The organism is Campylobacter sp. TJR-1 (assembly GCF_032840035.1).
Lineage (GTDB): Bacteria > Campylobacterota > Campylobacteria > Campylobacterales > Campylobacteraceae > Campylobacter > Campylobacter fetus.
Map to the genome: position 1 here is coordinate 87,766 of NZ_JAWIZX010000001.1, position 25,341 is coordinate 113,106.

At 32.7% G+C, this 25,341-nt stretch carries 21 protein-coding genes, 1 tRNA gene and 1 pseudogene; 8 read left to right on the top strand and 15 right to left on the bottom strand.

The annotated features are described in order from the left end of the window. Positions 1-1,637 precede the first annotated feature (1,637 nt). A pseudogene (locus tag RVY88_RS09160) lies at positions 1,638-2,018 on the top strand (methyl-accepting chemotaxis protein); the annotation flags it as partial. 57 nt (positions 2,019-2,075) lie between these two features. Here RVY88_RS09160 and RVY88_RS00460 read toward each other — a convergent pair. The 9 genes from RVY88_RS00460 to RVY88_RS00500 all read right to left on the bottom strand — a co-directional run bounded on the left by RVY88_RS00460 (position 2,076) and on the right by RVY88_RS00500 (position 9,439). Continuing rightward, the gene (locus RVY88_RS00460) at positions 2,076-2,840 is read right to left on the bottom strand and encodes an RluA family pseudouridine synthase (protein WP_162167620.1); all 765 of its coding nucleotides are present in this window, start codon (positions 2,838-2,840) and stop codon (positions 2,076-2,078) included. Positions 2,841-2,849: 9 nt separating this feature from the next. Beyond that, complete coding sequence (gene waaA / locus RVY88_RS00465; protein WP_024305186.1) at positions 2,850-3,980, bottom strand: lipid IV(A) 3-deoxy-D-manno-octulosonic acid transferase; 1,131 nt, start codon at positions 3,978-3,980, stop codon at positions 2,850-2,852. Then, a complete protein-coding gene (locus RVY88_RS00470; RefSeq protein WP_162167619.1) occupies positions 3,977-4,690 on the bottom strand; it encodes a zinc ribbon domain-containing protein in 714 nt (237 codons plus the stop codon). Before RVY88_RS00470 ends, waaA begins: the two co-directional genes overlap by 4 nt. A gap of 17 nt (positions 4,691-4,707) precedes the next feature. Beyond that, a complete protein-coding gene (locus tag RVY88_RS00475) occupies positions 4,708-5,430 on the bottom strand; it encodes a Nif3-like dinuclear metal center hexameric protein (protein ID WP_162167618.1) in 723 nt (240 codons plus the stop codon). Then, positions 5,427-6,284 (bottom strand): glycine--tRNA ligase subunit alpha, encoded by an 858-nt coding sequence (glyQ, locus tag RVY88_RS00480; RefSeq protein ID WP_162167617.1) that lies wholly within the window; start codon positions 6,282-6,284, stop codon positions 5,427-5,429. The genes RVY88_RS00475 and glyQ overlap by 4 nt, the downstream gene beginning before the upstream one ends. A gap of 46 nt (positions 6,285-6,330) precedes the next feature. Further along, complete coding sequence (locus RVY88_RS00485) at positions 6,331-6,801, bottom strand: DUF3972 domain-containing protein (RefSeq protein WP_011732060.1); 471 nt, start codon at positions 6,799-6,801, stop codon at positions 6,331-6,333. Between the two features lie 11 nt (positions 6,802-6,812). Further along, positions 6,813-7,310 (bottom strand): 5-(carboxyamino)imidazole ribonucleotide mutase, encoded by a 498-nt coding sequence (gene purE / locus RVY88_RS00490; protein WP_011732061.1) that lies wholly within the window; start codon positions 7,308-7,310, stop codon positions 6,813-6,815. Between the two features lie 141 nt (positions 7,311-7,451). Next, positions 7,452-8,708: a peptidase U32 family protein gene (locus tag RVY88_RS00495; RefSeq protein ID WP_002849617.1), complete on the bottom strand. Its 1,257-nt coding sequence runs from the start codon at positions 8,706-8,708 to the stop codon at positions 7,452-7,454. Further along, positions 8,705-9,439: a hypothetical protein gene (locus RVY88_RS00500; protein ID WP_011732062.1), complete on the bottom strand. Its 735-nt coding sequence runs from the start codon at positions 9,437-9,439 to the stop codon at positions 8,705-8,707. The genes RVY88_RS00495 and RVY88_RS00500 overlap by 4 nt, the downstream gene beginning before the upstream one ends. A 496-nt stretch (positions 9,440-9,935) precedes the next feature. Between RVY88_RS00500 and RVY88_RS00505 the strand changes: the two genes are divergently transcribed. The 3 genes from RVY88_RS00505 (at position 9,936) to glnA (ending at position 12,721) form a co-directional block, all read left to right on the top strand. Next, a tRNA-Arg gene (locus RVY88_RS00505) sits at positions 9,936-10,012 on the top strand. A 413-nt stretch (positions 10,013-10,425) separates the two neighbouring features. Beyond that, positions 10,426-11,205, top strand: coding sequence for a histidinol-phosphatase (locus tag RVY88_RS00510; protein ID WP_002849619.1), 780 nt, complete (start codon positions 10,426-10,428; stop codon positions 11,203-11,205). 88 nt (positions 11,206-11,293) lie between these two features. Continuing rightward, positions 11,294-12,721, top strand: a complete 1,428-nt coding sequence (gene glnA / locus RVY88_RS00515; RefSeq protein WP_002849620.1) for a type I glutamate--ammonia ligase — start codon at positions 11,294-11,296, stop codon at positions 12,719-12,721. Between the two features lie 62 nt (positions 12,722-12,783). Here the strand turns inward: glnA and RVY88_RS00520 are convergent, their stop codons facing one another. From RVY88_RS00520 to RVY88_RS00545, 6 genes are all read right to left on the bottom strand, one after another. Then, positions 12,784-13,221 carry a hypothetical protein gene (locus tag RVY88_RS00520; protein WP_011732063.1) on the bottom strand — a complete coding sequence of 146 codons (438 nt, stop codon included), beginning with the start codon at positions 13,219-13,221 and terminating at the stop codon, positions 12,784-12,786. A 144-nt stretch (positions 13,222-13,365) separates the two neighbouring features. Beyond that, positions 13,366-13,884, bottom strand: a complete 519-nt coding sequence (locus RVY88_RS00525; RefSeq protein ID WP_002849623.1) for an ankyrin repeat domain-containing protein — start codon at positions 13,882-13,884, stop codon at positions 13,366-13,368. A gap of 111 nt (positions 13,885-13,995) precedes the next feature. After that, positions 13,996-15,438: a catalase gene (locus RVY88_RS00530; RefSeq protein ID WP_144686245.1), complete on the bottom strand. Its 1,443-nt coding sequence runs from the start codon at positions 15,436-15,438 to the stop codon at positions 13,996-13,998. Between the two features lie 256 nt (positions 15,439-15,694). Continuing rightward, entirely contained in the window at positions 15,695-17,683 is a 1,989-nt protein-coding gene (locus tag RVY88_RS00535) for a TonB-dependent receptor domain-containing protein (RefSeq protein ID WP_162167594.1), read from the bottom strand. Between the two features lie 265 nt (positions 17,684-17,948). Further along, positions 17,949-20,345, bottom strand: coding sequence for an endopeptidase La (gene lon / locus RVY88_RS00540; protein ID WP_002849628.1), 2,397 nt, complete (start codon positions 20,343-20,345; stop codon positions 17,949-17,951). A gap of 8 nt (positions 20,346-20,353) precedes the next feature. Further along, positions 20,354-21,001, bottom strand: a complete 648-nt coding sequence (locus tag RVY88_RS00545) for an outer membrane protein assembly factor BamD (RefSeq protein WP_002849630.1) — start codon at positions 20,999-21,001, stop codon at positions 20,354-20,356. A 147-nt stretch (positions 21,002-21,148) separates the two neighbouring features. Here RVY88_RS00545 and RVY88_RS00550 point away from each other — a divergent pair, with 147 nt between their 5' ends. From RVY88_RS00550 to RVY88_RS00565, 4 genes are all read left to right on the top strand, one after another. Then, on the top strand, positions 21,149-21,916 hold the full coding sequence (locus tag RVY88_RS00550) for an IclR family transcriptional regulator (RefSeq protein WP_011732064.1): 768 nt from the start codon (positions 21,149-21,151) through the stop codon (positions 21,914-21,916). Positions 21,917-22,142: 226 nt separating this feature from the next. Continuing rightward, positions 22,143-23,030 (top strand): dihydrodipicolinate synthase family protein, encoded by an 888-nt coding sequence (locus RVY88_RS00555; protein ID WP_002849634.1) that lies wholly within the window; start codon positions 22,143-22,145, stop codon positions 23,028-23,030. Between the two features lie 265 nt (positions 23,031-23,295). Further along, the gene (locus RVY88_RS00560; protein WP_238389042.1) at positions 23,296-24,543 is read left to right on the top strand and encodes a UxaA family hydrolase; all 1,248 of its coding nucleotides are present in this window, start codon (positions 23,296-23,298) and stop codon (positions 24,541-24,543) included. Between the two features lie 20 nt (positions 24,544-24,563). Further along, positions 24,564-25,340, top strand: a complete 777-nt coding sequence (locus tag RVY88_RS00565) for an SDR family oxidoreductase (RefSeq protein WP_002849635.1) — start codon at positions 24,564-24,566, stop codon at positions 25,338-25,340. Position 25,341: the final 1 nt, after the last annotated feature.

Sequence of the window (25,341 nt, forward strand, 5' to 3'; positions counted from 1 at the left end):
TCGCTAGGCAAACTAGCAGTAATATGACAAAAAATGCTGAATATATCATTACAAACGATGCTTTCAAATACGCAGCTACTATAGAAGGAATGATGAATGAAATCATAGCCACTACTCAAAGTGCTCACGCCGTAATAGATGACTTTTTTCATAGAGTTCCTATGAATGAGATAAAACTTGAAAACATAGAGAGCATACTATCGAACGTATTTGACAGTAGTCTTTATGCGAATTATGCGATGTTATATCTCACAAATCCTCCAGAGCAGTTTAAAGGTATTAATAAATATACTACAGAAAGCGGAAAATTTCTAATATTATTCCGCGATGAAGACACAAGCAAAAAAGGCGGCATAGAATCGATGCAAGCCTCAGATACTGCGATCAACGACTCAATCTTAAAAAAAGCCTTAATTGAAGGAAACCCTAATGGCAATAGAGTTTTTGTAGGAAATGTCGAAAAAATATCTTTTGGATCAAATAGTTTTATAGGAATTAACGTAGCTTTACCTATTTTTAATAATGATAGTAAAAAACCGATCGGAGTGATAGCATTTTCACTTAATTTTAAAGAGATTTCAAATTTTCTTTTAGATAATAAATTAGATTCATTTAGCGGTTATACAAAAGCCATTATAGCAAAAGATGGTACAATAGCAGTGCATGATAACTCTAATATAATATTAAAAAAGATTCAAGATATCAATCCTCATGCTAAAGCATTGGCAGATGCAGTTGCTAAAAATGAATTTAAGATATTCTCAAATTATACAACTTCAACAGGAGTAAGTAGTTACGCCATAGTCGCTCCGTTTACTACAGCAAGAGACTCTAGCAACTGGGCAATTGTAACCACAGCGCCGATAGATTCTGTATTTGCTCCTTTATACAGTCTACAAAAAACTATATTTGTCGCGTCATTGATATTTTTAGTTGTATCTTTAGCGTTTATCTACTTTTATATCAAAGCAAATCTTGCTATGAGGCTTCCAATTTTATTAAATGCTTTAGACTCGTTCTTTAAATTTATAAATCATGAAAGCAAAGAAGTACAAATGATCAAAATCCATGCAAACGATGAGCTAGGAGCTATGGGAAATATGATCAATGCAAATATAGCAAAAACAAGAGATAGTTTAATAAAAGATCAAGAAGCAGTACAACAATCAGTAGAAACAGCAAAAGAAATAGAAGGTGGAAATCTTACCGCAAGGATAGTAAAAGATCCTGCAAATCCGCAGTTAATCGAACTCAAAAACGTATTAAACAAAATGTTGTTAGTGCTTCAAAATAAAGTAGGAAGCAATATGAATGAGATAAATCGCGTATTTAACTCTTATAAATCTCTTGATTTTACAACAAATATTGCAAACGCAAAAGGAGAAGTAGAAGTAACCACTAATGTATTAGGAGATGAGATAAAAGAAATGCTAAGATCTAGTTTAAGTTTTGCCAAAGATCTAGCCGAGCAAAGCAAAGAGCTTAGAGAATCTATGCAAAAATTAACAGACGGATCGCGCACACAAGCACATTCTCTTGAGCAATCCGCAGCCGCGGTAGAACAAATAAGCTGCTCTATGCAAAGTATCAGCGATAGAACTGTTGAAACTACAAAACAAGCCGAAGATATCAAAAATATCGTGGGCGTGATAAAAGATATCGCAGATCAAACAAATCTTCTTGCGCTAAACGCAGCTATAGAGGCGGCGCGTGCAGGAGAACACGGACGTGGATTTGCGGTTGTTGCGGATGAAGTTAGAAAACTAGCTGAGAGAACAAATAACTCTTTAGGCGAAATTGAAGTCAATGTAAATATCTTAGTACAAAGTGTAAATGATATGAGTGAATCTATAAAAGAGCAAACTATAGGTCTTGGACAAATCAATGAATCTATAGCTCAGTTAGAAAGCGTAACTCAAACAAATGTCGGAATTGCAAATACTACTAACGATATTACACAAAACGTAAATACCATAGCCGATAATATATTAGCGGACGTAAATAAAAAGAAATTCTAAAAATTTAAGATACTCCGAAATTATTTGGAGTATCTTTTTATAAATTTATTTTAAAAACTATGGGTTTAAAATTCCATTAGAAATTTCAAATCCAAAATCACAAAAACTTCTATCGGGCAAAGCTTTAAATTTATAACCTAAAAGAGCAGTTTCAAAACTATGCAAATATACTCTTTTTGAGCTATTTTTAGCATATTTTTCATCACCTATCACGCCGTAACCAGAGTAAGCTAAATGACATCTTATCTGGTGAGTTCTTCCGGTCTCTATACCGACTTTTATGAGTGATTTTTTACCCTCTACCATAAGAGGACTTACATGAGTTATAGCTGTTTTTCCACGACTTAAATCTATTTTAGAAAATGCTCCAGACTTTGTTTTTACTGTACTTATAGGAAGTTCTACGCTAAATTCATCTACTACTATTCCTCTAACTATAGCAAGATATGTTTTTTTTACTTTGTTATTGGCAAATTCTTTTATAGCTGCTTTTTGAAACTCTTCATTTTTATATAACAAAATCACGCCGCTAGTCTCTTTATCGAGTCTATTTAAAAGCGTAAATTTAAATATTTCTGCTACTTTTTCACTCGTTATAAAAGGCGGTTTATTTACAGCTACGATATTGTCGTCTTCATAAATCATAACCGGCTTTGCGAGTTTTGTGACTTTAAAAGAGGTGTTTTCGTTTAAAAGTCCTCTTGCGAGCACGAGTCTTTTGCCGCCTGCACTCACAAGACCTGAATCTATCAACTCTTTTGCTTCATTGTTTGAAATACCTTCTTGCAAAGCAAGAAGTTTATATGCTTTTTCTTGTTTCATTTTTACCTCTTATAAGTAGCTTTTTATCTCTTGTAATACTGTGTTAAAATCGCATCTATTTTTTATACTACATTTTTTTAAATTTGAGTTTAGAGCCGTATTTAAACTCTTATAATCGCTCATCACCACGCCATCTACCGCTTCAAATAGCGGCTTTTGATTATAAACAAACTCACCGCTTATTATAGAACAATTAAACTGAGCCGCTTCTATAGGATTATGTCCGCCGATACCTTTTTCAAAACTACCACAAAGCACTACTATATCACTGATATTATAGATATTTACAAGTTCTCCTAAAGTATCGATAAGCACAACATCGCTTTTAAAGCCTAAGTTTTGGCTAAATTTTTCATAACTCAAATTGTTTTTGCTGGCAAATTCACTCACTAAAATACCTACTTTTTGAAATCTCTCAGGATGACGAGGAGCTATAAAAAGCATATCGTTATCTTTTAAATTCAATAAAGAGAGTATCTGCTTCTCCTCGTTTTCATGACTACTAGCTATAGTAATAACTCTTTTTTGAGGTTTTTGATATATTTTAGTTGGTTTTAGTAAGTTTGCAGACTTTATATTTCCTATCACTTTTACGTTCTTTGCGCCAAGACTCTCAAGGCGAATTTTATCAGTATCGCTTTGAGCCAATACCAAATCCACATAGGTAAAAATCCATTGATAATAAAATTTAAATCTCAAATAAGATTTATAAGATTTATCGCTAATCCTAGCATTTAAAAGTATGGTTTTGCTACCATTTTGTTTTGCTATTTTAAATAAATTTAGCCAGAGTTCAGCCTCAAAAACCACAAGCACTTTACAATGAGACCACCAAAACGGCAAAAAACATTCAAATGGTAAAAAACATAGATCATTAGTAAACTTTTTAGCCCTATCAAATCCTGTTTGCGTGACAACAGATATACGCGAACTCTCGCAAGAATTAAAAAACGGCTCTATACTAGCAACTTCACCTAGACTGCATGCATGGAAATGGAAATTTGAAACCGGAAGTTTTTTACTGTTTTTTAAAAAAAATCTAGCAGGAATACTATTTTTAAATTTAGACTTAAAGCTTAGCAAAGCCAGAAAAGGCGATGCTAAAATCAAAATGACAAAGCTTAAAAATGTATAGATCACTCGCCATTTTCTTCTTTGTATAAAATACGACCGCAGTGCGGACAAGTAATTATATCTTCGCTTTTTATAACGTTTGCATAAGTTTTATCGTTTATTTTCATAAAGCAACCATAACATGCCTGTTTTCTTACAGGAACTACGGCTGTATTTTTAGCCCATTTACGAATTTTTTCATAAAAAGTCAAAACTTTTTGATTCATCTTAGCTAAAAGATCCTCTTTTTGAGTATATACTTCATTTCTATCTTTTTCTATATTTGAAAGCTCTTCAGAAACTTCATTTTCAAGTTCGCTAAGAGTTTTAGATATCTCTATTTTTTTTTGCTTAAACTCATTTTCATAATTAAGTTTTGACTCTATAATCCTTTCCAATCTAGTTATCTCTTCGTTTGCCGCTTCTAGTTGATCTTTTGCTAAATCTTCTTCTAAATTCAGAGCCTTTATCTCTTTTTCAGTTTTTACAGATCCGCTTTTTTTACCGATATCTTTTATTTTCGCACCAAACTCAACTATATGAGAGTTTGTATTTGAAATTTGACTTTTTAACTCTTCTATTTCTGTTTGTATAGTTTCTACCTTCTCATCTATAGATAAGATTTCCTCTTTTTTAACGTTTAAGTTTTTATTAATATTCTCGATACGCGGCGCATAGCTATCTATTTTTTGGTCAATTTGAGATAGATTAACTAGCTGTTCTAGGTATTTGTTCATATATGTCCTTTTTTTGATTAACGATATTCAAATGGATTGATTGAATTTGTGATTGTAGCAAAAACTCCGTTTTTTTGCAAGTAAGCAGCCAATGAATCCCCAAAATACCGCTCACTTTCAAAATGTCCGATATCTATAAGACTAAGAGAATTTTCATAACATTCTAAAGCCGTATGGTATTTAAAATCTCCGCTTAAAAAACAGTCGGCTTCAAAATCACCTATTAGATCTGCTCCGCTTCCTGTACAAAATGCAGCTGTTTTTATAAATTCATTTGATTTTACAACTCTTAAATTTGATATTTTAAGTTTCGTTTTTATCTCATTTGCAAATTTTTCAAAACTTTTATTTACGTCAAATTTTAGTATAAAACCGTCCTCTATAAAATCACTATATCCTAAAACTTCGCTCAAAACATACTTATTTAACACATGCAAATCAAAATTTGTATGCATAGATATAAGACTTATATCTTTTTTAAGCATTATATTTATTAAATTTGATGGAAATTTAGATAATTCAAGCCTCTTTAAACCCTTAAAAATAAGCGGATGATGAGTTATAAAAAGAGTTTTTTCTTTAGCATTATTTACTATATTCGTATCTAAATCAAGGCTTAAAACAACTTGATCAAACTCACTGTTCATACTTCCTATAATAAGTCCCGAATTATCCCAATTTTCTTGATTTTCAAATGGAGCGATACTATCTAAAATAGCGTAAATCTCGGATATTTTCACTTTTGCAAGCTCTCTTTATAAGCTAAAGCACAGCCCTTTGCTAACTCTCTAATTTTTAGTATAAAATCTTGACGCTGCGTAACACTTATAGCTCCTCTTGCATCAAGCACGTTAAATGTATGAGCCGCGAGCATGCAATAGTCATAAGCAGGTAGGGCTAAGCCGTGTTCTAGTATCGCTTTACACTCTTTACCATAATCTTCAAAATGTTTAAAAAGTATAGCAGTGTCGGCGATCTCAAAGTTGTATTTGCTAAACTCATATTCACTTTGTTTATGAACATCACCGTAAGTGACGATTTTACCGTCTCTTTCATCCCAAACTATATCATATACGTTATTTTTATCTTGTAAATACATAGCTAAACGCTCAATTCCATAAGTTACTTCAGCACTAACTAACTCGCAAGGAATTCCGCCTACTTGCTGAAAATACGTAAATTGCGTAATTTCCATACCGTCTAACCAAACTTCCCAACCAAGACCCCAAGCTCCAAGAGTTGGGCTTTCCCAGTTGTCTTCTACGAAACGTATATCGTGTTTATTTATATCAAGACCTAAACGCTCCAAGCTTTTTAGATAGAGTTCTTGTATATTTTTTGGACTTGGTTTCATTATCACTTGAAACTGATAATAGCTCCCAAGACGATTTGGATTTTCACCATATCTACCATCAGTCGGGCGGCGGCTAGGTGCTACGTAAGCTACGTTCCACGGTTTATCACCAAGACTTCTTAAAAATGTTGCTTGATGGTAAGTTCCTGCGCCAGCAGGCATATCGTAAGGCTGGACTATAATGCAGCCTTGCTCATGCCAATACGTTTGAAGAGTAAGTATTATCTCGCTAAATGTCATATAATTCCTTTAATTTTATCACTTTAGTAGCTTAAATTTAAATAACTTAAGATTTAAAATTTTCTACAGCTTTGTTCCACATAAGTTTATATTTCCTTTTGAGAAATTCAACTTCATCTTGAGAAATTTTAAGCTGATTAGTAAGAGTTTCAACGGTTTTTCTATCTTCATCATATAAATCTTGCATAGAATAAAGCGCTTCTTTTAGAAATTTATTTTCATTGCGCAAAGCTTCTAAAGTCTCATCTTTGGCGTCCAAAACTTTTTCATGCAAATTTAAAATCGTACCTATAGTTTTTTCTACAAAACTTTCCCCAGGAAGAGTTGGATTTGAAGTAATATTCATCTCATTTAAGCTAGTTGGGACAACGCTCATAGTGCCTTCATTCGCTTCTATATAGATAGTATCGTTTTCGGTTTTTGTTTTTAGAACTCCTCTTTCGATCATTTCATCCACAACATCACGGTTTAGATGAACTAGTTTGCAGAACTCGTCGATTTCAAGATAGGTTTTCATTTTGCTCCTTTTTATCCTAGTAAAACTTCTATTTTTTTAGAATCCTCTTCAAGCATTAAAGCTTGTTTTGTTCTATCGTCTAATAATTTTTGACTTAAGCTTTCATCATTTAGTGCTAGAATTTGCATAGCCAAGTAAGCTGCATTTTTTGCTCCTGCTTTGCCTATAGCAAGAGTCGCAACCGGCATACCAGCTGGCATCTGAACAGTAGAATAAAGAGCGTCTATACCATTTACGGCTGAACCACCCATAGGTACTCCGATAACTGGTTTGGCTGTATTTGCAGCTACTGCACCTGCTAAATGAGCTGCCATACCAGCAGCGCAGATGAATACCGTCGCGCCCCTTTTATCTGCATCTATAACATAATCATGCGTACGCTTAGGACTTCTATGAGCCGAACTGATAATCATCTCAAATTTAACACCGAAACTCTCTAAAATTTTAGCAGCTTCATTTACTATTTCATAGTCACTTTTACTTCCCATAATAATACTAACAAATTTCATTCCAAAACTCCTTTTTATTTTCTATTTTACAGCCGAGTTAAGCTATTTTCAAACTTATAAAAATTTATATAAATTAGTTATCAAATTTAATCAAAACTTCATTATAAATCAAATTTTAACGCTTTAACTTAACGAATTTTTTTAGATCTCTTTTCGCAAAAAACTAAACTCAGGTAGCTTAAACGGAAGTTTTATCTCATTTTCATTACCGCTATGGATCTCGTCAAATTCTTTACCCTTTTTACTAATGAGTTTTGTAAATTCCACAAAATACTTACCACCATTTTCATAAACCATTCCAAGCTCATTTTGACCTAAATTTATATCTGACCCAATCGGTGCCATTATCTCATAAGCTTCATTTGGTGATATTTTAAATTTAGTTTTAAAATACTCGCCGTCTTCACTTATAGCATGAACTTGATGAGTGCCCTCTTCTATGCTAGAAATATGATTTTGAGTATTTGATCTCTCATAAGGTTTATGTATCAAATATCCATCGCTAAATCCGCGATTTTTTAATGTATTGAGCTCGGCTTCATATACAGATGGTTCGAATTTACCGTTTATCGCATCATCGATAGCCATTCTGTAAGCTCTTGTCGTACAAGCAGCGTAATACTCACTTTTTGTGCGACCTTCTATCTTTAAGCTATCGATCGCTCCGGTTTTTATAATCTTTTCTATATGAACGGCTAAATTTAGATCTTTTGAGTTCATTATATGAGTTCCACTCTCGTCTTCTTCCAATCTAAATAAAGCTCCGTTATCTTCACTTTTAGCATACAATTCATACTTGAACCTACAGTCATTCGCACAACTTCCGCGGTTACTAAAACGTCCGCTTTGCACAGCAGATATCAAACAACGTCCAGAGTATGCAAAACACATAGAGCCGTGACAAAAAATTTCTATTTCAAGACTAGGAATTTTTTCTTTTATTAAAACTGCGTCTTTTAAGCTCATTTCACGCGCGGCTACTATACGACTAGCGCCCATCTGATGATAGATAGAAGCATCAAGATAGTTCATAACATTTGCTTGAGTTGATAAATGAACTTCGATATCAGGAGCTATCTCTTTAGCTAAACTCATAACTCCCGGAGTTGCTATGATAAATGCATCTACACCAAAACTAGACACCGTTTTTATATGTCTTTTTAACGGTTCTATTTGACCGTTAAAAGGAAATCCATTTATAGTAGCGTAAAATTTAGCATTATGCTTATGAGCTAGTCTCACGCCCTCTTCAAAGCTTTCTAAATTAAATTCTTTTGCACTTCTTTGGCGTAAAGAAAAGCTGCCTACACTAGCATATACAGCGTCTGCACCGTAATTTAATGCTATTTTTAATTTTGTTAAATTTCCAGCAGGACTCAGAAGCTCGGGTTTTTTCACTTTTTGCCTAAATTTTCAATTAAAGCTTCTATATCTTCATTGCTTACGATATTTTCAGTAGTTGTATCGCCTTCTATATGCACAGCAGAGCTAACTCGTTTCTCATCATCGACTTTGCCCTCAAATAGGCTATTCATATACTTACTAAGTGCTCTCATAACGTTTATAACGCGTTCTATTTTTTGTCTATGAATATCTTGATACTGCATCATATCCATAGTCATCATCACTTCATCTTGACCCATTTGCAAATTGCCTACGATATCTTCAAATTTGCCTTCTAAGTCTTTATTTGACTCGAGCATTTGGGCAAATGTTGCGACGTTTGGAAATTTATCAAGAAGTTTTTCAAATACTTCTATATTTTTAGTAGCTAAATCTTTTGCTTCATTACAAACATTTTCAGCGTCCATAAAAAAATTATTTATAGTTTCTAGCTTATCAAACATCTCTGTAGCTTTTTCTTCAGAGTCTTTTGTTACATCATCTAATTGACGAACCATTTTGTGATCATCCGTAGGAGGAGGCGGTGGCCACGCACTAGTAGATGATACTCTATAACTACTGTCTTCATCTTTATCTTTACATTTACTTGTCTCTTGCTCTGTTTCTAAATTTGAATTACTACTACTCTGAGAAGATTCATCTAAAATATCATCATTTACCTCAGACGTTTGTTCATCACCATCAAGACCATCAGCCATCAAAGCATCTAACTCTTCTTGCGTCATCAAAAACTCCTAAAACTTAATTCCCATATTGTAGCTTAAAATTTCTAAAAATTGCTTTACAAGCAACATTTTTTTTAAATTTCAACTCCTATTTTTATAAAAATATACTTTATAAAATATATAAAATACTTATAATATAATACAAAAATAGCTGTAAAAAATAGCCTCTAAAACATAAAAAAATGTATTATAAATCTTTTAATAATTTAAAAAATATCGATTGTGTAACTCTAATATTTATAATACTTCATGATATATTTGGATTATTTATACTGCTTTTTTAAATTTATTAAAACAATAAATTTATCTATTAATTTATTATAAATAAGTCAAGATTTGATAAATATCTGTCGCTTTAAATCAAAATATTTTAACAAATTTTATAATAATTAATCAGCATATTCTAATGTATAATATTAAATTTATAGTATATTCTATAAAAATATTTTGTTTCTTTTAAGGAAAAGTTCTGTATAATTGCGACTTCTTATTTAGTGCGCTCTTAGCTCAGCTGGATAGAGCATTTGATTGCGGTTCAAAAGGTCAGAGATTCGAATTCTCTAGGGCGCACCATTCTATTATTTTAATTAATTCTATCTTAATTTATTGCAGTTTAACACATTTCTGTAAAATCATTGTCTTTTTTTAATATCAAAATTTAAATCAATTCGTATGAAATTAAGTGTTTTCCAACATAATTTTAGTTAAACTTTTAATTCGATATTTTATATAACTTTTGTCTTGATCATGTAATTTTAGTATTTTTATGATATTTAATTTATCGGTATAATTTAAAATTTAAAATAAAATTAGCTATATATATTTTTATATGTAGTTAATTTTAAAGTTTTAGCTGATTTGAATGATTTTTTCGATTTATATATTTGTTACTTATAAAATGTATTAAATATACAGCTAAATAATAAATATATTTAATAAAGGTTTTATGAACAATAAAAATATATTAATAACTTAGGAGAAAGAAAATGATAATAGACCTACATAACCATACACCACTTTGTAATCACGCTTCAGGCTCACCTATACAATACGCACAAAAAGCTTACTCAATGGGGTGTAAATACTACGGATTTAGTGACCACAATCCAATGAAATTTGATGAAAAATACAGAATGAAATTTGAGCAAATGCAACTTTATAGACAAATAATAGATGAAGTCAAAGCCAAATTTGATAGCAAAATGGAAATTTTATTTGGTTATGAAGTTGATTTTTTAGATGGCTATATGGATGAACGAGTTTTAAATGCAAAGTGTGATTACTTCATCGGTTCGGTACATTTTATCGGCGGATGGGGATTTGATAATCCAGAGTTCATAGGCGAGTACAAAAACAAAGATATAAACCAAATTTGGGAACAATACTTTAATGCTATAGAAAATTTAGCTAAATGCGGAAAATTTGATATAGTCGGTCATATAGATCTTATAAAAGTATTTAATTTCAAACCAACAAAAGAGATAAAAATCATAGCAAAAAATGCCATAAAAGAGATAAAAAAAGCAAATTTGGTAGTTGAATTAAACAGTGCAGGATATAGAAAACCAGTCAGTGAGTTATATCCTAGTGATGAAATTTTAGAAATGCTAGCTGAGTTTAACATACCTATAACTTTTTCAAGCGACGCTCACGCAGTCGATCATGTCGGAGCAAATATGGAAAAAACTATGCAAAAAGCGAAAGAATTTGGATTTAATGAAGCTGCGATTTTTATAAATAGAAATAGGAAAATGATTAAAATTTAAAAAAGACTATATTTTTAATATAAAACTAAGCTTAAAATTGAAATTTTATGGTATAATTCTTAAAATTTAAATTTTTAAAGGAGCCGATATGGGCAAATTTGTAAATAACGTAAAAGAATTTTTTGAGTTCTGCAAGGAAAATGAAGTCAAATTTGTGGATTTTCGTTTCACGGACTTAAAAGGTACTTGGCATCACGTATCGTATAATATAAAAGCGATTAATGAAGATTCATTCAACGGACTTCCGTTTGATGGTAGTTCTATAGACGCTTGGCAGCCGATTCATAAATCAGATATGATGCTAAAACCAGATGTAGAAACTGCGTTTTTAGATCCTTTTACTGCAGATACGACTATTATAGTAATATGTGATGTTTATGACATATACAAAGGTGAATTATATGAAAAATGTCCTAGAAGTATAGCAAAAAAGGCATCGCAATATCTAAGAGATAGCGGCGTAGGAGACGTAGCTTACTTTGGACCTGAAAATGAGTTTTTTGTATTTGACAATGTTCGCATTATAGATAAACCAAATTGCGCTATGTATGAAGTAGATACGGAAGAAGGCGAGTGGAATGATGGTAAAGAGTATACAGATGGATACAATACGGGTCACAGACCACGCACCAAAGGTGGATATTTTCCAGTTCAACCAGTCGATAGCATGGTGGATCTAAGAGCTGAAATGGTAAATGTACTTGAACAAGTAGGACTTGAAACTTTTGTGGTTCATCATGAAGTTGCTCAAGGACAAGGCGAAATAGGCGTCAAATTCGGCACACTTGTAGAGGCTGCGGATAATGTTCAAATTTATAAATATGTAGTAAAAATGGTAGCTCATCTAAACGGTAAAACAGCTACATTTATGCCAAAACCGCTTTATGGAGATAACGGAAGCGGTATGCACGTACATCAATCTATCTGGAAAGACGGTAAAAATTTATTTTATAAAGATGGAAATTATGCAAATCTTAGCGATATCGCAAGGTGGTATATAGGTGGTGTTTTAAAACACGCAAGAAGCGTGGCTGCATTTACAAACCCTAGTACAAATAGTTATAAAAGATTAATTCCGGGTTTTGAAGCTCCTAGCATTTTAACTTATTCTTGCCAAAACAGAAGCGCTAGTTGTCGTATTCCTTATGGTTCAGGAGAGAAAAGCGTTAGAGCAGAGTTTAGATTTCCAGATAGCACGGCTTGCCCATATTTAGCGTTTGCCGCTATGCTTCTAGCAGGGCTTGATGGTATAAAAAATAAAGTGGAACCTGTCGGTCCTATGGATGAAGATTTGTTTGAGCTAACTCTTGATGAGATAAGAGATCGAGGTATAGAGCAACTTCCTCACACTTTAAGAGGCAGCCTTGAAGCAGTTATCCGTGATAATAAATATCTAAGTCCCGCAATGAGCAATTTATTTATAGAAACATATCAACATTATAAATTTGAAACTCAAGTATGGCCTTATGAGCAAAGACCTACTCCGTTTGAGTTTAAAACTTCATTTTCTTGTTAGTTTATGTAAATTTAGTTTTGGGGCAAAAACCCTAAAACTAAATAAATATCAATATAAAAATATTATAAATTTGAAAGTATGGATTTAAGCTTATCCTTGTCGGTTTGTTCTGCCATACGTTTTTCATTCATCTCTTTTTCAAGCTGTTTTTTATAATCCTCAAGAGTCTCATTTATACTTGCTATAGCTTTAGCTTTGTCTTCATCGCTTAAGTTCTCAACATCCAAACTAGCCATAAGTTCTTGTCTTTTTTGCTCTAATTTCTCATCAATTTTTTGTTGATTTATATTTATTAGAGTTACGGCAGAACCGTATTTACTCAAATTTTCTAAGAATTTTTCAACGGTGTCTATCTTATTGCTATTTGAAGGATTGTCATTACTAGACGATTGACTAACTAGATTAGTCAAAGTATCTCCAAAACTATTATCATCATCATTGTTGATACTTTTATAGGCTGAGCCGACATATTTTGTGATAATACTATCAGTTACTTGCATTTTAACTCCTTTTTTAGTTGAAAATTATAAGCAAAATATATTCCAAAAATTACGAATATAAAAATTTTGATAGAATTAAAAGCTATACAATTAAATTTAAAATATTATAAAAATAGAGTAAAAAAGGGTTATAAAACCCTTTTTTTATATAGCAGTACTAGGAGTTTGATTTAAATTTGCAGATTTTTTCTTTGAAAATAGTTTTAAGACTTTAGCGCTTATTATCTTCAAAATAGTTCTTTTTCTACTTTTAGTAAGTAAATACTCGGCTATTTCGCCTCTATTAAACATAACTGCAAAACTGTACGGAGTAAGTCCCATGCCGTTATTTGCATCTATATCCGCACCATTTTCAACTAGAAGTTTTACTATTTCTAAATTTCCCTTGAAACATACTCCAGCAAGCGGAGTTTGACCTCTATCATTTCTTTCATCTACTCTAGCGCCTTTTTGAATAAGCATTTTAGTAGTTTCCAATGAACCATTATAAGCTGCTAGCATAATCAAACTATCGCCTTTATGATTTTTTAAATTTGGACTAAGTCCTGAATTTATCATCTTTTCAAGTTCGCTATATTCATTATTTCTAGCAAAATTAAAAGCATATCCGCAAAGTTCTTCATATCTTTTTTCTTCTTCTGGCGTTAAGTTTATATTTTCCATATTATTTCCTTTTTTTCAAATTTGAAAAACTTCCAAAAAAGACTTTTAAATTTGAAAAGCTGCTTAAAAATAAGCAGCTTAAGAATTATTTAATTATTTTATTTAGTCGTATTAACAACTTTTCTTAGAAGAAAGTGCCGCTTTTACTCCTGATGCGTAAGCCGGATTAATTTTTTCAAAGTGACCAAGCGCTCTTTCTATGATGAAATCCTCGACTCCATCCATACTCTCAGCGATATTTGAATAAAGTCTCTCTTTTTCATCAGCCGGAAGTATCGCAAATAACGCTGCTGCATTACTATAATAATCTGTATCTACTCTATGATCAAATCTTTGAGCTGCATTTGATATAGCAAGATCAGGCTCAAGATAATCTTTGTTTTCAGCAGGACCGCCAAAACTATTTGGCTCATAATAAGCGTGCGGCTCTTGTTTATAGCTACCGTTATTCATAGATCCACCTACATAATAATTATTTACGTTTACTATCGGTTTATTTACGTCTAGTTGTTGATAATGTACGCCTATTCTATATCTTTGAGCATCTGGATAGCTGAAAATTCTAGCTTGAAGCATACGATCTGGGCTGTAGCTAATGCCAGGAACTATGTTACTTGGGCTAAATGCGGCTTGCTCTACTTCGTTGAAATAATTTTCAGGATTTTTATTTAAAGTCATTACGCCAACCGGGATTAGCGGATACTCTGCATGAGGCCAAATTTTTGTTAAATCAAATGGATTAAATTTACAGTTATTAGCTTCTTCTTCAGTCATAATTTGTATTTTGAAATCCCATTTTGGAAAATCACCTTTATCGATACTATTATATAGATCTCTTTGATGGCTCTCTCTGTCTTTTGCCACTATAGCACCAGCTTCTGCGTTTGTAAGATTTTTAATTCCTTGTCTTGTTTTAAAGTGGAATTTAACCCAAAATCTTTCACCTTTTGCATTTATAAGGCTATAAGTATGGCTTCCAAAACCATGCATATGGCGGTAGCTTGCAGGAATTCCGCGATCGCTCATAAGTATAGTTACTTGATGAAGTGTTTCAGGATTTAATGACCAAAAATCCCAGGCTGCGCTATTTGATCTTAAATGAGTTTTTGGATCTCTTTTTTGAGTATGGATAAAATCTGGAAATTTAAAACCGTCTCTTAAAAAGAATGTAGGAGTATTATTACCCACTAAATCCCAGTTACCCTCTTTTGTATAAAATTTGATAGCAAAACCACGAACGTCTCTCTCAGCATCAGCAGCACCAGCTTCGCCTGCAACTGTTGAAAATCTTAAAAATAGTTTTGTTTTTTCACCTTTTTGGAAAAGTGAAGCTTTAGTATATTTGCTGATATCTTCAGTGATTTCTAACTCTCCATAAGCTCCGCTACCGTTTGCATGTACTGTTCTTTCAGGGATTCTCTCTCTGTTTTGAAATGCAAGTTTTTCAAGTAATTGATAATCTTGTAATAAAACAGGACCTCTTACGCCCGCTGTTAAACTATTTTGATTATCAGCGATTGGATTGCCGCTAGCTGTGTTTAATAACTTTGCCATATTTATTCCTTTATAATAAATTTTATTGTTTGAGAATTATATCTATTAAATGATAATAAATTTTAAATAGAAATAATTTTTATTGATTACAGTTCTTAATATTATTTTTGTTATATAGCTGATTAACTCTATATATTAAGGTTATTATAGCTTAAATACAGGAAATTTAAAAGTCTAAATAGAAATAAATTCCATACTCTAGATAAATATTTGGTATATAGAGTATGGAATTTTGTATTAATTAAATTTATATTGATTAAAAATGCGCTTTAAATTTTATCCAAAAGCTTCGTCCCGGTTCATAAACTCTAGTAGTAGCAGGGATATCTAAAGTAGAAATTGCTGCTCCGTTTTTGGAGTTATGGTAACTATAAAGTGCGTTATTTAAATTTTCAGCCGCAACCAAGAATTGATAATTTTTATATTTATATCCGCCATACAGTCCAACCGTCCAAAAATCATCACTATATCCTAAATCCTTTCCTATGGCATTTCCATAACCTTCTTTATAGCGATGTTGAGCTGCATTAGCATAAAATTGTGCATTTGCAAACCATGATTTTTGCTCAAGTCCAACTAAAAATTTAAATGCAAGCGGTGAAATTTGAGGTAGAGGATCGCCGTCTCTTAAACCGTTTGTATTTTTTAAATTTTTTCCGTATGTATATGAAGCGCCACCGCCTATTTTAAATAGATCTTGTAGCAATATCTCTGCATCAAGCTCTCCGCCAAGCATCATAACATCGGTATTAAACGCGCTCGTAGCAGTACCGTATCGAAGTATTATATAATCATCTATTTTAGAAGCAAAAAGATTGAAACTCACCTCGGAATTATCATTTTTAAGTACGCTTCCTAAGTCGATTTGGCTATTTTTTTCTTTATTTAAATCCATACCGCCTACTTTTGAAAACTCCCAAAAATCAGCAACTCTTTGAGCATGTCCTAAACCCGCATATAAAGTCAAATCATTTAAATAACGCTCATACCTAACAAACGCAGATACCAGATTTTGATCTTTTGTAGTGGCTAATTGCCCTGCGTTATATTTATCTATGCTAACGTGATCTATCCTAACGCCGCTAAATATTCCATAATCGCCTTCTATATATTCGCCTTGAGCAAATCCAGAAGTATAGTCTATTACTGCATTTTTTCTATAAGGCATACTACTAACTAAATTTGTTACTATTCCGCCGCTTGACCCCATGCCGTTTCTTGAGCTATGTTCGTCTGTACTATATGAGGCACCTATAAATCCTGTTAAATCACCGAAATTTAAAACTCCCTCGGCTCTGATACCTTTTATCTCTCTTTTTGGGTTGCTATAATTATAACTATTTCCTTTGTTGATATTTGGTCGTAGAGAAAAATTATCCATAACGTGATCTATCTCATGATAAAAAGCTTGCATATTTAGCTGATGCTCGCCAAAGCCCTGCTCCAATCCAAAACCAAAAGACGTGCGGTCAAACTTTACTCCATCCATAGCTCTATCTGCGTAAGCGGCTTTTCCGCTTCCAAAATCAGCACTAAAGCTTAAAGCAGTATCATCTAAAGGAGTAAATGTAGCTATAAGAGCGCCTGTCTTTTTTGAATATTTAGAATGAACATTGTTACCATCGCCATCTTTATAATCACCACTTTTATAAATTCCGCCGGTTGCTTGCAAGCTTCCTAGATCATTTCCGCCTAATAAATTTACGCTTGTTTCTCTTCTATCAAAACTACCATAAAGCGCATTTAAATTTCCATTAAAAGTAGTTTCGCTAAGACGAAGCATATCTCTATCAAATAACACCGCGCCGCTTATAAGAGCTCCGAATCTTACGTCTTGAGGTCCTTTAATGATCCTAACTGATCTATAATTTTCAGGAGATATATAAGTAACGGCAGTGTCCATTCTACCGCCGCAACCTCCATGCAATAAAGAGTTATCTATGAATATAGGAAGCCTTCCGGCGCCTTGAGAACGATATAAAATTTCACTTCCTCCGCCACCTTTTCTAGTCATAGAAAATCCGCTAACGTTTAAAAGCGACTTTGCTAGATCCGGAGATTCCAAAATAGTCTCTTTTCCTGCAATTTCTACTTTTGTAGGCTCATCTAAGATATTTTTTTCTATCTTCGAGCTAACACTGATTTTATCTAACACCACGACTGAATTTTTGCTAGGAGTGTCTGAACTAGCATTTAAAACAGTAGCACATAGCAAAGAGCTTGCAATGACAGATGAAAAACGCATTTTAATCCTTTTATGAATTTATAACTATTAGTAAATAGATATTTTTATTATTAAATTAAATTTTATTGTTAAAAATAAATATAGTAACTTGCACTATATTTTAGTTTTAAACTGCAAATAAACGAAGTCTAGGATATGATAGTATCTAATATTATCTTATATATAGATTAAATATATTAATATAATAATATAATATTAAACGCCTTTTAAAGGCGTTTAAATTTAATAAAATCAAAATAATAATAAAATAAAATTGAGTATGAATTTACTTTGAAAACGATAACTTTAGGACATCTTCTATCGTATCTACAGGAATTATCTGCATATTTTCTTTGACCTCGCTTGGTATCTCCTCAAGATCGCGATCATAATTTTTACGCGGAATCAAAGCAGTTTTTATTTTAGCTTTATAAGCTGCTATGAGCTTCTCCTTTAATCCTCCTATAGGAAGAACTTTTCCACTCAAAGTGATCTCTCCTGTCATAGCAACATCGCTTTTTATAGGAGTATCGCTAAGTATAGACGCTATGGCAGTACTCATAGTTATACCTGCGCTAGGACCGTCTTTTGGAGTGGCTCCCTCAGGAACGTGGATATGAAGATCAAATGAGTTATAAACCGCCATTTCTTTGCCTTTATCGTCTTTTGCAAGCATAGATTTTGGAACTTTTATCTTATTTGTATCAATAAGAGTCTTAACTAGGCTAAAAGATATCTGGGCAGACTCTTTCATCACATCTCCAAGCTGTCCCGTGATCTGCATAGATCCTTTGCCTTTTATGCGTACAACTTCGATTTTTAGTACATCTCCACCGACACTCGTCCACGCAAGCCCGTTAACTATACCTACTTGATCCGTGCTGTCTACGCTATCTATCTCAAATACTTTTTTATCCAAAAAGTTTTTTAAATTTTTAGGAGTTATGGATACTTTTTGTATCTTATTTTCCAAAATCTCAAGAGCGACTTTTCTTAAGATATCGGCTATTTTTCTTCTTAAATTTCTTACTCCACTCTCTCTTGTATATTCTTCTATTATCAAGCTTAAAGCTTCTTTTGTTATACTGATTTCAGATGGTTTTAATCCATGTTTTTTAAGCTCTGAAGGAATGAGATATTTTTTTGCTATCTGAAACTTTTCTTGCGGAGTGTAGCTATTTAACGATATAAACTCCATCCTATCTCTAAGCGGAGCTGGTATAAGTCCTATATCATTTGCGGTGGCTATAAATATAACCTTACTTAAATCTACATTAAAATTCAGATAATAATCCCTAAATTTAGAGTTCTGCTCGGGATCTAGAACTTCTAATAAAACAGCGGTTGGATCTCCTTTATATGATCTTGCAAGCTTATCTATCTCATCTAAAACAACGACTGGATTCATGGTTTTAGCTTCTATCAATCCTTGCACTATTCGCCCCGGCATAGCTCCTATATAAGTTCTTCTATGACCTCTTAGCTCATTTACGTCTTCAAGCCCGCCCAAGGCTATTCGCACAAGCTCTCTTTTTAAAGCTTTTGAAATAGAGTTTGCAAGACTTGTTTTACCTACTCCAGGAGGTCCCGCAAAACATAGTATAACTCCATTATTTGTTTTAGAATCAAGTCCTCTAAGTTCCAAAAGTTCTCTTAGCCCAAAATATTCGACTATGCGTTTTTTTGGCTTTTGCAGTCCGTAATGATCGCTATCAAGCTGATTAGCCACATCTTTTACACCTAGCTTTTTTTTAGAGAAATTTCCAAAAGGCACATCTAAAGCCCAATCCAAGTAGCTTCCTGTCATGCTAGCTTCTGAGCCATCAGGATGCATACGTGATAGTTTTAGAATTTGCTTATTTATCTCTTTATAAGCATCTTCTCCCATATACGGTTTTTTGGCTTCTAATTTATTTTTATACTCACTTATCTCTTCTTCACGCCCAACATCACTACCAAGCTCTTTTTGTATCTCTTTTAACTGCTCTTTTAAGAAATACTCTTTATTTACTTTATCTATTTTAGAATGAACTTTTGATTTTATCTCTTTTTGGAGTTTATTAGCCTCTATCTCCTCTATTAAATAATCAATTATTTTAAGTACTCTATTTTCTAAATTTTCTTCTATAAAAAAGTCGTAAGCTACACCTTTTTTAAGTCTTAAAGCACTTGAAATAAGATCGCAAACCCTAGTAGCTTCTATACTTTCATCTATAGTTTTTAAGAGATCTGGAGGAAAAAAGTGATTTAATAAGCTTAAGCTTTTTACCTTTTCTCTTAACACGCTCAAAAGTGCATCCACTTTTTGATTAGAAGGTCTTTCTATATCTATAGTATCTACTAGCGCTATAAGCGGATCAGAGCTTATGTTGGCTATGATTTTGCCTTTTTGTGAGCCTTGAAAAAGTATTTTTACTCTACCATCAGGAAGAGATATCCTTCTCATAACACTTCCTATAACTCCAGCGCTATAGCAAGTATCAAACTCTCTCATACCCTCATTTTGCGGTTTTGATGATACAACCAAAATAGGAGTATTATCTCTAAGAGCCAAGTCAAGTGCTTTTATGTTTTTCTCATCATTTAAAAAAAGAGGTGTTATCATAAAAGGGTACAAAAACAGCTCATCTTCCACGATAACCGGTAAATTTGCCGGAAAAGTTCTTATACTATTTATCTGCATCAAATCTCCTACTCAAAAGGTCTCATATACCAAGGAAGTTTTGGTTTTATAGAATCTACGTTATTTAAAGGCGAACTTTCTAATTTATCTTTATAAATTTCAGCCGACTCGCCTCTGTCTGTTCTTTCATAAAGATCATAAATTTGGGTATCTAAATACTGTTTTGCTAACCTAAATTTAACCAACATAGTTTCTATAAGAGGTCTGTATTGCGTATTTGGGTATGCGTTTAGAAATTTTTCTATCTCATAAATACTATCTTGCATAAGTTTTTGATTTCTATTCGGTTTTGTAAAAGAATCGAAATTTGCCTTTATCTTTAGATACTGAGCAAATTCTATAGATTGCTTTGTTCCATATCTTTTTATATATTCATCAAGATAGAAATTCGCTAAAATATACTGCTCTTCATCTACGTGAGCTTGAGCTAATATAAGTAGCATCTGCTCTAAAAGCGGTGAAGCTACGTGTTCGCTAGCAAATGAGACATAATGTTTATCGGCGCTATCTAAATCGTTACTTTTTATATCTTCGATAATCTGAGAATACCAGCCATCTGGCGTTAGATTAAAAAGTTCATTGTCATTTTTATCGCTGCAGCCGACAAAAACAAGTAAGCTAACTGCAAAGATGACACTTTTTAAATTTATTTTCATCTGTTTCCTTTTTTAGTAATGCAATATTTTACTATAAATAAAGTATAAAATCGGTTTAAATTTTATGGTAAATGATTATATCAATATTTAGTAAATTTAGAAAAAATCTATATTTAAATTTGAAATTATTTATGCTATAATCCGCAAATGGAAAAGAAACTGCACAATCCAACTCTTAGAGTTCTAGAGATATTTAAAGTACTTTTTGTAAACAACAACGGACTTAGTTTTTCTGAAATTTCACAAATAACAGGTATATCAAAAGGTACTCTTCATCCTATTTTAACAACTCTCATTTATGAAGATTTTTTACAAATAAATGAAAATAAGATAAATATCGGCAAAAACTGTTTTAAAATCGGAAACGCTTACGTGCATTCGCTAGATTTTATAGATACTATAAAACCTCATATGAAAGATATAGTCTTTGTTTGCGGCGAAATATGCCAACTAGGCGTACTTGACGGGTCAGATGTTTTATATATAGAAAAAACAGAACCAAAACAAGCCATCAAATTAGAATCATACGTAGGAAAAAATCTACCTGCGTACGCTACTGCGCTCGGTAAGTGCTTGCTTAGCGGATTAAATGATGATGAGATAAGAAAGCTATATTTAGATAAAAACTCATTTCAAAAATATACACAAAATACAGTTTCGGATATAAGCTCACTTTTAAAACAAATTTATGAAGTGCGGGCAAATGGATACGCGCACGAAATAGCAGAGAGCGATAAAGATATAGAATGCGTGGCGGTTCCTCTTAGATCTGATGGAAAAATCATAGCTTCAATTAGCGTTAGCCTACCGATATATCGATCAAATAATGAAAAAATTCGCTCTATTATAGAAATTTTAAAACTTCAAGCCGCTCTTATAGAAAAAGAAAATAGCCTAATTTATAAATCAAAATAATTCAAATTTATCAAGTTTCTCATATAGTTCGTATATACAAAATTAAATATAAAATAATTGAACATAAATTTATTTTTAATATACCGTATAAAGTGTTTCATTTCTACGCTATTTATGATAATTATTTGCGATTTTATTGACATTATAGTATAAATTTGTTACTATATTTTATCGTATATTAAATATTAGTTTGTATATACGATAAATAAATTAGAAAGATGAATTTATGAAAAGTGTTATATATACTCCTACCGTAACGATTTTCGATGATGAGCAAAATATAGATTTAAAAGCAAATGCAAGACTTTTGGAGTATCTTTGCGAATTTAGCTTAGATGGATTTGTGCTTTTTGGAAGTACCGGAGAATTTACAGCTTTTGATACCGAACAAAAAAAGAAGCTCATAGATTTATACTTAAAAATATCAAAATATCCACTATTTGTAGGAACAGGCTCTTTAAACTTTAAAGAGTGCGTAGAACTTAGCAATTACTCTATAGATAACGGTGCAAAAGGCGTTTTAGTAGTATCTCCGTACTATTACGCCGCTTCGCAGGAAAATCTTTTTGACTACTATGATAAACTAGCAAAAATGGTGCATGGAAACATATTTATATATAATTATCCGGCTAGAACAGGAAATGATATAAGCTCAAAAACAGTTTTAAAGCTTATAGAACGAAATACAAATATAAAAGGTATAAAAGATACTACTCCTATGGTTTCTCATACAAAAGAGATAATAGAAGCAACAAAACAACATAATTTCAGCGTATACTCCGGTTTTGACGATCATTTTGTAGATAATATTTTTGCTGGCGGAGTCGGCTGTATATCTGGATTATCAAATATAGCCCCGGACATATGGACAAAGCTTGTAAAATCTGCAAATGATAATGATTTTATAAATTTAAAAAACTGTTCATCGGCCATAAATAAACTAATGCAATTATATACACTAGACACTAATTTCTCACTAATATTTAAAAAGCTTTTAAATTTAAATGGATTAAATTTAAATGAAAATGCTATTTTTCCGTTTAACTCTTTAGACGAGATTAAATTTGAAAAAGCAAAAATGATATTAGAAGATGCGAGAAGGTTAGTAAAATGAACGCTATTCACGTAGATGAAAAGGATAATGCGGCAACTGCTTTAAAGCTCATTCAAAAAACAGTGTAGAACTTGGCGTAACGATAATAGAAGATATCTCAAAAGGGCATAAATTCGCTACAAAAGATATTAAAAAAGGTGAAGCTATAATAAAATACTCATCAATCATCGGCATAGCAAATCAAGATATTAAAAAAGGCGCATGGATACATGTACACAATATCGAAGGTACTAGAGGCAGAGGAGACATAAGTGGAAATTTACATATCGCTTCTCAAAAATTAAAAAATAAGAAACAAGCAGCGTCAAACGATAAAAAATACGAGCTTCAAGGCTATAGACGAAGCGATGGCAGCTTTGGACTTAGAAATCATATTTTAATCCTTCCTAACGTACATTGCGCAAATAAAGTAGTAGAAAAGATAGCAGCTGCTATAAACTATGGTTTAAGACTAGGAAATGATGAGTGCAAAATAGTATATGTGACTCATCAACACGGATGCAGCCAGCTTGAATTTGATGCAAGACAGACTATGGATACACTGGTTGGAAATGGTGCAAATCCAAATGTTTATGGAGTTTTAGTAATAGGACTTGGATGTGAAGTAATAAGCGCTCAAAACGTGGCAAAAGAGATAAAAGATAGAGCACCTTATAAGGAAGTGGAGTATTTTACCATTCAACAAAGCGGAGGAACTAGAAAAAGCATAGAAAAAGGTATAAAAATAGCTAAAAATATGCTACAAAATGCTCTTAAATTTAAAAAAAGTCGCGGTGATTTAAGCGATTTGATTTTAGGTACTGAGTGTGGAGGAAGCGATAGTTTTTCAGGTTTAAGCGCAAATCCTGCTTTAGGAGTAGCTAGCGATATAGTTATACAAAAAGGCGGCAGCGTTATCTTAGCTGAAACTACAGAGCTTATAGGAGCCGAGCATATATTAGCGGCTAGAAGTATAAATGAAGATATAAAAGAACAAGTAATATCTACCATAACAAGCTTTGAACAAAGAGTTTTGGATTCAAAAGCAGATATAAGAGGAGCAAATCCTAGCCCGGGCAACATAGAAGGAGGATTAAGCTCAATCGAGGAAAAATCTCTTGGCTGCATTTACAAAGCAGGAAATCAACCGGTAATAAGCGTAAAAAGATATGCGCAGCCTATCACCCAAAAAGGTCTTACTCTAATGGATACCCCCGGAAACGATATAGAGCAGTTAAGCGCAATGGTTGCTGGAGGATGTAATATATGTGTATTTACTACAGGAAGAGGAACTCCTACAGGAAGTCCCATAACTCCGACTATAAAAGTATCGTCTAATAGTGCCATTTATCACAATATGAATGACGCTATAGATATAAATGCAGGCAGCATAATAGACGGTCAAAAAAATATAAAAGAGGTAGGTGAAGAAATTTTAGATTTTATAGTTGCCATCTCAAAAGGAAAACTCACAAAAGCTGAACAAAATGACCAAAACGACTTTTCGGTATGGCGGCTTGCCACAACGGTTTAACTAAATTTAAAGGATAAAACATGGATCTAAATTTAAAAGATAGAGTTGTCATAGTTACTGGCGGCGCAAAAGGCATAGGAGCGGGTATATCTCTTGGATTGGCTAAAGAAGGTGCTATTCCTATTATACTATCTAGATCAAAAGCGTCAAATGAATTTGAAAATAGCTTGAAAAGTTTAACTTCTAAATTTGAATTTATTCAGATAGATTTAAATAATACAGACGAGATAAAACCAGTTATCGATTATGCCGCTAAGGAATATGGAGGAATTTATGCAGTAGTAAATAACGCAGGAGCAAACGATAATAAAGATTTAGAATCGACAAGCTGGATGGAATTTGAAAAAAGCTTGCATTCAAATTTAACCCATTATTATGAAGTCGTTCATAGCTCGCTTCCGTACTTAAAAGCAAGCAAAGGCTCCATACTAAATATCAGCTCCAAAACAGCACTTACAGGACAAGGCAAAACTAGCGCTTACGCTGCTGCAAAAGGAGCTATACTAGCTCTTAGTAGAGAGTGGGCGGCGGCTTTGGCTAAAGATAGCGTAAGAAGCAACGCGATAATAGTAGCGGAGTGCTACACGCCGCTTTATGAAAACTGGATAAAAAACTTTGAAAATCCAGAAGCCAGACTAAAGCTGATAACAGAAAAAATTCCATTTGAACATAGATTTACCACAGTCAAAGAGATAGCCGATACGGCTATTTTTTTATTATCCGAATTATCTAGTCATACTACCGGTCAATGGATATTTGTAGACGGCGGATACGTGCATCTTGATAGAGCATTATAAA